General features: G+C 30.9%; 7 protein-coding genes. All 7 read right to left on the bottom strand.

The window, feature by feature from the left end; genetic code table 11:
* Nucleotides 1–799: 799 nt before the first annotated feature.
* Entirely contained in the window at nt 800–988 is a 189-nt protein-coding gene (locus P0N36_RS13955; RefSeq protein ID WP_275843472.1) for a sunset domain-containing protein, read from the bottom strand.
* The gene (locus P0N36_RS13950; protein ID WP_275843471.1) at nt 963–1,652 is read right to left on the bottom strand and encodes a thermonuclease family protein; all 690 of its coding nucleotides are present in this window, start codon (nt 1,650–1,652) and stop codon (nt 963–965) included. Before P0N36_RS13950 ends, P0N36_RS13955 begins: the two co-directional genes overlap by 26 nt.
* Nucleotides 1,653–1,686: 34 nt before the next feature.
* A complete protein-coding gene (locus P0N36_RS13945) occupies nt 1,687–1,926 on the bottom strand; it encodes a hypothetical protein (protein WP_275843470.1) in 240 nt (79 codons plus the stop codon).
* Between the two features lie 1,271 nt (nt 1,927–3,197).
* Complete coding sequence (locus tag P0N36_RS13940) at nt 3,198–3,761, bottom strand: hypothetical protein (RefSeq protein ID WP_275843469.1); 564 nt, start codon at nt 3,759–3,761, stop codon at nt 3,198–3,200.
* A gap of 617 nt (nt 3,762–4,378) precedes the next feature.
* The gene (locus P0N36_RS13935; RefSeq protein WP_275843468.1) at nt 4,379–4,810 is read right to left on the bottom strand and encodes a hypothetical protein; all 432 of its coding nucleotides are present in this window, start codon (nt 4,808–4,810) and stop codon (nt 4,379–4,381) included.
* 1,672 nt (nt 4,811–6,482) lie between these two features.
* A complete protein-coding gene (locus P0N36_RS13930; RefSeq protein WP_275843467.1) occupies nt 6,483–6,770 on the bottom strand; it encodes a hypothetical protein in 288 nt (95 codons plus the stop codon).
* Nucleotide 6,771: 1 nt separating this feature from the next.
* The gene (locus P0N36_RS13925; protein ID WP_275843466.1) at nt 6,772–7,710 is read right to left on the bottom strand and encodes a ParM/StbA family protein; all 939 of its coding nucleotides are present in this window, start codon (nt 7,708–7,710) and stop codon (nt 6,772–6,774) included.
* Nucleotides 7,711–8,079 lie beyond the last annotated feature (369 nt).

Below are 8,079 nucleotides of genomic sequence, written 5' to 3'. Positions count from 1 at the left end.
ACTAAGAAATACACCGTATACCTCTAAGTCAATAAGAAACTTCTCATTTAATACTTTATTGAATGTATTATAGGTACATCTTTATCTATTCAATTTTTTTATCAAGGAATAATAACAGAAACTCATTTTCAAAAAACAACAACATTACGTCTTGTTTCTTGAAATTATTCTTTAATTCCTTAATTATTTATACTTTTTTGGCAACACAAATAAATTATGTAGCCAATCCTCAATACTATTTTATCACAAAATTCAGTGATTATTCAATGAATTGTTTAACAAAATATAATCTTAACAGCTTCAAATTAAAATATTGAAGGGAAATTGTATACTTTCAGAAATTTAATTACTAATGCAACAAAATAGATGTGAAATATGTGAATTTAGATTTGAATTTTAGAAGTTGTATAATAATCTTTATTTATAATTTATCTTTATGAAAGTATACTGTTTAAACAAGAAGGTTTTTCATGATGATTCGATCAATCAAATATTGTCACTATACAATATTTACAAAACCAACATATGTTCACTTTAAATTTAAAAAAGACCCGAGGGTCTTTTTAGGAGAGTATCAATAAATAATATTGATATGAGATAATATCGTCTCTTCAAGAAGAAACAATGATAAAATAATAACATGAAAAGACTTAAAATTCAACGTCTTCCTTCATAATATTTATTTCATATAGGAACCACCTACAAATGTCAACCTCATACCTAATATCACATTCCCTATTTGACCAAGAAATCATTTCTATAGGAATTCTCTCCATTTATAAAATCTCTGAATACTATCTTAATTCTTACTTTTTCTATAACCTTCTGCAATAGCAGCCTCTTCTGTCTTGAAATAAACAGGCCTTGTGACCTTATCATAATGCTCGCCAGCTGGCATATGATAAATCATAGAGTTAGGATTACCTCTAATAAGCCCTTCACCGCTTTTGGATGTATGTTCCTTAGTAAGTAGTCTCCTTAACTTCATCTAGCCCCCATAGGCCTCTACCGGCTTCTCTAGCATCAATTTGTGCTGCAACAAATCTTTCTGAATACTTGACATCCGGAGGATACGTCACAACCTTACCATAGCCTTCTTTTATCAGTAATTCATTAAATAAGGTTCCGTCCTCTAGAAATATATAGCGCAAAGCTCTACCATACTGGTCCACATCTGAAATATCACGTTCAAGGTATATATAAACCCCTTCGATCATCCTTTTAGTGAAATCACTGGCTTCCTTACCATAAATCTCTACCACACTATCTGGCTTTACGGTTTCAGGTGTGTCCACACCAATAAATCTAACCCTAACATCACCATCAACTACAATTGTATCCCCATCAACAATCCTAATAACTTTAACTTTTTCTAGGTTATTTTTTGGATTTTCATGCAGATTTTCTTTTATAAGAACTTTTTCCTCTGTAGGCTTTACGGCATCTTCATTATTAATGATAAATATTTCATCATCTTTACTAACTTCACTATTCTCTTGGTCAGAAATAATTTGTTTAGCTTCATGAACTATTTCTAAAGGTTGTAGATTTAATGCTTCCTCATGAACTTGCTCAATATTATTGGTACACCCCGAAACAGACACCATACATAATAATAAAGCTAAAATATATAATACTTTTTTATAAATCATTTTTTAATCTCCTCATTTTAAAAAAAGAAGCCACTTATTCAAACGACTTCAGTACATCTATTTTTGATTTTGAATTAAAAATAGTTAAGACCATTTCCTCTTTTTCTTGGCGTATTGCTTTTAAAAGAGTTAGATATAAATCTATTTCTTCACCATTATTAGCTTCAATATGTTTTTCTAGCATTGTTTCAAAGCTTTTTTGATCTTTATCCAGCTTATCGATGACACGTTCCGCCTCACTTATCGTCTCAATAAGTTCATTAATTCTACTCATGAATAACCCCCCATAAATTTTTCTATTTAATATATTAAACCATAACTAAAATTAAAAGTACATAAAGAATATAATTGACTCTAAAATCTAATTATTTGAATAATTTATGGTAGTTTTTCCATATAATTAGATAAGTGTTATACTTAACTGGATGGCTATTTTAGATTTAAATCAATTTATATAACTTAGATAACTACTAGAAATTTTATATCATTCAATTAAATTTTTTCACTTTTATACCTAAGTAAGGCTCAAAGACTTGATCACGCTGAAATAATCGATTCTACTAGCAAAAGCTGCCTCAAAATTACAGGCTAGTCTATAAAAATCCCTAAAAAAGACTTGACAATGATATTATACTGTCATTAAATATTCCAACTCTTATACTATATATTATCATAAACAAAATAATCATACTTAAAATATTTCTATCAGTACCTTATTTGGTTTACTTAATTTAATCATTAAGTACCTCCTTGTTCTCATCCTATTCCATATATGTAATGTTTGACCAATTGTCACCTGCAGTACAACCCTCTACATGTATAGATATTTCAGAAAACCTTAAAGTTCATCAAATTAAAAGATCGTAAAAATGGCTTAATATCAAATAATAAAGTTCCTTGAATCTTGAATAAAGATATCAGCACTCAAGATTCAGAAACGACTTATTATGAATAGATACTCACAATATATAATAAAGTTTTTCAAATTCACCCCTTTTAGCACATGATTATTCACTTTTATGAATATGACTTATATATATTACAATCTTTATTATTAAATCTAATCAACGTTTCATGAAAGTTGTTTATTTACTTTCTATTGATTTTCTTACTATGATAAAAACAATAAAGTTCATTAAATAACATAATTCCATAAATCCCCTTCCATACCTCTCTCCATAAGCCTTTCAGCCGTTCGCTACATAACATTTCTTATGTCTCCAATCCATGCTTTTTCCAATTAAATAAGAAGATTGGCAACATAATTTCACAACATAATATTTTCCGTTGAGATATAAAGTTCTTCAAATATGTTGGCAACATAACTTTCCGCATCTTCTCTTCTATTTGATAACTTTTCATTAAAAGAAAAACACCCCTAGCAGCCTCATCGGCATGACTTCGGGGTGTTTTTCTTGGGATGCTTAATCTCTATCACTTGAAGTTGATTAGTAGCCTTAAAAACGGCTACTTATTCCTGATGTTACTTTCATACTTCTTAATGCCTTAACTAAAGAATCTAATGATTAATAGCAGATAGAAGCATTATGCCCCTTGCAAGACTTCCATTGTACACATCATCAAGTTTTCCCTATGCTTCATAAGCGTCTCTGTCTTTCTACCAAAATATGTTCCTTCCACTTCTTTTGGTCTCTGTATAGATAATCTATGAGCCTTATCTATTAGATTTCCGAACCCTTTCGATTGCTTTATCTCTTTCCAAGTATCACCCGTTGTATAAAGGCCTATATCATCATAACTTCTCTCTAATTGCTTACCATAATCATCTTTAAAGCGAATGTCATATATTTGCTCAAGTTTATCGTGTCCTTCATAATATTCAATTCGGATGATTCTATTCTCGTTGATGGTCACGCAACACATTGTAGGACGATCCGCCATCATTTGTTCCTTATTCACTCTAAGAACTCTATCATCTAATATAGCACGGAATATACTGTCTTTAGCACCTTCTAATTTTTCCCATGTGATTTTTTCCCCGCTCTTTGTATGGACATCTAGTTCAAATTTCTTCAATTCATCAATTTGTTTTTCTACTTCCTTGTTGCTACATACTTCATTATCAATAAATCCAATTCTTTTTTTCATACACATCACTCACTTTCAATAATCTGATTTACAAAGACGTTATCGCCTTATGTGGAAAATATAACACATGTTTTGAAGTTTTCTTTATTTCTGTGAAATTCTTTCAATTATCTTTCTTCCGCTCTCTACAATCCTTGATTTTACTGGGTTTACACCACAAAAAAGTTCTATATTTTTATTCGATAATTATTTGATTCCACCCTAAAGATCGGTTAAGATGTATTCGCCTTATAAATGAATAGATTCCAGAAATAGAAATCCAATTTAGTTATAGCAATCCCGCTTGGTTAACGGGATTGCACTTACATACTTTCAGTCGCTAACAACTGATAGTACTATCAGAAAATCATATTTCATTCATAGCAGAGCCTTTAAAACGGCTCTGTTTTGTTATATACACAACCTGAATCTTTATTCAAGATTCTGGGACTTAATATAAAAGATATCCACTGGAATCCCGGCTTTTAAGACGGTGTATGGAATAGTATGGATTCTTGTATGGAAACACACACACCAATGTGTTTAAGCCCTTTGTGCGTGATCTATGGATGGATTGTATGGATTAAAGCATGAAAAAGAAAGAGCAGCCTTTAAAACGGCTACTTTTGTTCTGTCCATCAGACCACACAACGCCTTCTTCTTTTAACAAGATCTTCAAATCTAACGATCTTTCCACCGATTGGTTCTTTGGATGATTCCTCTACAACCAGCAACTCAATGGCTGTTGGTTCATCATCAGCAGCATCGTAGACCTTCGTCTTCATATACTCCTTCTGTGAAAGTATGCCATAAATACATCTTCCCGATTCAACCATCTTTTCCATCCATCTATTTGTGACCAAGTCTTCACTCTCACTCACTAAGTGTCGCCCATCCATTTCTAGTTCACCCATTTGCTCTATGTGAATACTTCTCTCATCATCAATCTTGTAATAGCGAGTACTCCACCAATTCATGGCTTTAAAATCATCATACTCCACATGCCACATCAACTTCGCATCATTGAGGTTATACTCAACACCATCCACAATTTTCTTCATTTCAAACATCTTCAATACCTTCTTTCTCTTCTTTCTCTTCTTTCTCTTCTTTAATTGCTTTATATGGGAAATATAACACATGAATTAGTGATTTTAGGTTAACATCCTCATATTTCTCAACTTTTTTATTTTTCTTCAATAATTATTTGACTTGGCTACAATAATCGATTAAGATGTTACCCTTATAATTGATCTGTCCAGAAATGAACACTATATTTAATATAGCAACACCGTCTGACTTAACGGTGTTGCCTTACATGCTTCCATTTAACCTCTGGAAGTAATAATAAGAATTATACCTAAATTCTGACGGGTAAGTACTAATTACTAATTCTAGAATCTTTTTCACCAAATTTCTTCCAACTCTGTCATAATGCCACCTTCTTGGTCGCAACATCGTTCACTCATTCAGTTTTCAACGTACAAAAAAACTGACACCTTCGAAACTTCACATATGGACAGACTACCAGAAAGTCCATATTATAAATTTTCGAAAACATCAGTTTCCAATTGAATATTTAATTTAAATACATCTTATCACCTTCTTAAGAATAATGCAATCTTTTTTATATAAATATTTATCTCCCTAAATTTTTAAGGCGGTTTTCGTAAATATTGTGGTTGATTAAGTTATGTGTTATATTACAAGAACAAACGTTCCCTCAAAGAGGTTTTTATGAGTAAAACTGCTATATATATATAGTGATTTTTTAAAACTCCCCCCCATCGAACAACAAGAATTATATGAGGATTTTTATACAGTAATAAATCGTTCTGCCAGTATGCTTGATGCCTACTTGGATGATATTCGTGAAGCCAGATTTGCATCTAAACCTCACTGTCCGCATTGTGATAGTGAGGAAATTAAAGGCATGGAGAATACAGAGGTCGTCAGCGATATAAGTGTAATGGCTGTAAAAAGACTTTTAATGATACTACTGCAAATCCATTAGCAGGGACACATTATCCTGATAAATGGGCTGAACATATTCAATGCATGATTGAAGGTAAGACACTTAAGCAAGTATCAGAGCAAATTGACTTAATTGAAATGTACAACGAGTCTACAGCAGATGGAGAAATTTATCCTTAAAAAAAGAGATATACGACTCTTTTTCTCAACCACAATATTTACGAAAACCGCCATTTTTAATGTAATATATTCTAGATTAAAATTTCCAAGATTTGGGAAAGCACTTTAAAGGGTGCTTTCCCAATTGTCAACATCACTTATAGAATTAAAATAGATTTTAAGCACATTAATGTGCATATGTGAACATATTTTTAAAACCTAGGCTTCATAAAAAGTGTCAAAAGCCATCTATTTTTTATTTTCTATATAAGGAAATGGTTTCTAAAATCGAGTTTCTGGGGTTACTTTTTCTAATTTTCTTGATTTATCTCCTAGAAAAGTAACCCTTTCATTCCTTTTATCTTCAAGAATCTACTAAATTTCATAAATTTCGCACTTTTCAATCCATTTTCAAAGAATAATTAGTCTAAAACACAGGAATGAGATTTAGAATCGGAATTCTGGGATCCTCTAAAAAAAATGGATTCTAAATCGATGATTTTTTCATTCGAATCACTTTTTTATTCTTTATGGCATGAATTTCAATTGATTATACACATTTGTGAACAACCTTAGAAAAAGAGATGAACCCAAAGGCCCATCTCTTTTTTAAAGATTATCAAAACAATTAAGTATTTCATCAGTTATATCCGATACATCTGCTACTTCTGGGTTAACTTCCGCCATTGTCTGAACAATTCCAATATTTCGTATCGCTTCTTCAACAATACTTACTAATTCTTTACGACTGACTTCTAATTTGTTTGCTTCATAAAACTTAACCGCTTTTACAACGTATTCCGTTTTATTTCTTTGGCTATTTATAATATCAAAAACTTCTAAATCGTCATCCGCAGTTTTCAGTAGCGCTAAGTTAATACGATTATATCGTTCCATCTTACTGATCCTTTAATAAACTTTTTTCTGCCAACAACTTATAGCCAAAGCTATTAGCAAATTGATCTTGGAACTCATAATACTTAAGACTCTCTAATTTCTCTAAATAGCTTTTTAAAAGTAGAGCGCCACCTCCGCTAAAAATCACAGGATTTATACTTGTATCAAATCCTTCTTCTTTAAGACTGTTCATTAGGTTTTCCACATATTTTTCAGTTTTAATATCAACTAAATTCATAATATCTTCATTAATGAATATAGGCTGATTTTTTAAAATTAAATCTTGAATCTGCTCTTCAGTGATCGATATATTCTGTTTTCTTAGTTCATTTTGAATAGAATTAAATAGTGTTATGATTCCATCATACCTACATATTATGGAACCAACATCTAAAGTAGCGTCTTTTTTGACTTTTAGGCAATCAACCGTATAACCCCCAATGTCAAATACTAAAACCTCAACACCCTTGTATGCTTTTATTTCTTGCATGTAAGCAGCATAGCCTTGAGGAAATACTAATACTTCTTTAATATTAACAAGGTATGTGATTCCCTCATATTGAAACTCCACTTTTCGTTTGAAGTAATTTGCAAAAGTTGTCTTCAACTTTCCAAAACTTGAAAGTGGTAAACCTACTGCTAATATAATTTCACACTCAACATTGCTCGCATAATTTTTTTCAGATTTTATTGCATTTGCTATTGCTGGCAACGTCAAAATAAACGTGCTATCATTCTCTGTCTTATCAAATAACACCGGAAATCTTTTCTGGCCAATTGAATAATACATACCTCTATATTTAATCAGCTTTTCTTTTATTAACGGTTCTTCTTTAGATTCAACATAGCCAGAGTCATACACCATTTTTTCATTAATATTTAAACCTATGGTTTTTGTTTGTTTGTTTCCGTTATCGACAGAAACTAATATTGCTTTCATAGAAACTCCTCCTTGAATTGACCTACTCGCATTCAATTAATGCCTTCGGTATATTTTGTAAAAGCATTATAGGATTTTTAGTATTTATAATTCAAGTTTATTTTTATTTTTATATTAGTTATGTATTGCGTTGTTGTTTTTACAAATTAAAGTCTAGCATAATAAACTTATATAAAATTGATAATATAAATTCCCTATATCATCATTCCAGAACAGATTTCAATGTTAAGTTTAATGCTTTTAATATTAAAGTCGCACAAAAATCCTATTTTTGTTGCTTTTTATTCATCTCTATTATTAATTTCGTTAAACTACACGACAAACCATGACTAATTCTGTTTTGTTTTTATTTTATATAATTTCTATCTA

The organism is Petrocella sp. FN5, from assembly GCF_029210395.1.
GTDB lineage: Bacteria > Bacillota > Clostridia > Lachnospirales > Vallitaleaceae > Petrocella.
The sequence above is the reverse complement of the archived record's forward strand: the minus strand, read 5'-3'. Positions and strand labels throughout refer to the sequence as shown.